This window comes from Prevotella sp. P4-98 (assembly GCF_002251405.1).
GTDB lineage: Bacteria > Bacteroidota > Bacteroidia > Bacteroidales > Bacteroidaceae > Prevotella.
Genome location: NZ_NPJC01000071.1, coordinates 1 through 541, shown reverse-complemented (window position 1 = coordinate 541; position 541 = coordinate 1). Strand labels below are relative to the sequence as shown.

Sequence of the window (541 nt, the reverse complement as noted above, 5' to 3'; positions counted from 1 at the left end):
AAATCGTCAGTGAGATAGAGAAGCATTGCAAACATTTCTACATCCGTGCCAACCGATGCAGTTCGCTCTACAATGACATCTTTGCTCTGAGAGGATGGAAGACGGAGGAGATTAACGGCATCCAGTTCGAACTCAATTCCATTCTCGTTGAGAAATGGGAAGGCAAGTGCTATCGTCTTGTCATCCAGAGACAAAGACGCAACAGTGGCGACCTTGACCTGTGGGAAGGCGAATACACTTACCGTTGTATTCTGACCAACGATTACAAGTCATCGACAAGGGACATTGTTGAATTCTACAATCTGCGTGGCGGCAAGGAACGTATCTTTGACGACATGAACAACGGATTCGGTTGGAGCAGGCTCCCCAAGTCATTCATGGCGGAGAATACTGTCTTTCTTCTGCTTACTGCATTGATACACAATTTCTACAAGACCATCATGAGCAGGCTTGACACCAAGGCTTTTGGGCTCAAGAAAACGAGTCGCATAAAGGCTTTTGTCTTCAGATTCATCTCCGTACCTGCCAAGTGGATCATGAC

Annotated in this window: 1 pseudogene; it reads left to right on the top strand. The window is 46.4% G+C overall.

The window, feature by feature from the left end:
• A pseudogene (locus CIK96_RS11610) lies at positions 1-541 on the top strand (IS1380-like element IS612 family transposase); the annotation flags it as partial.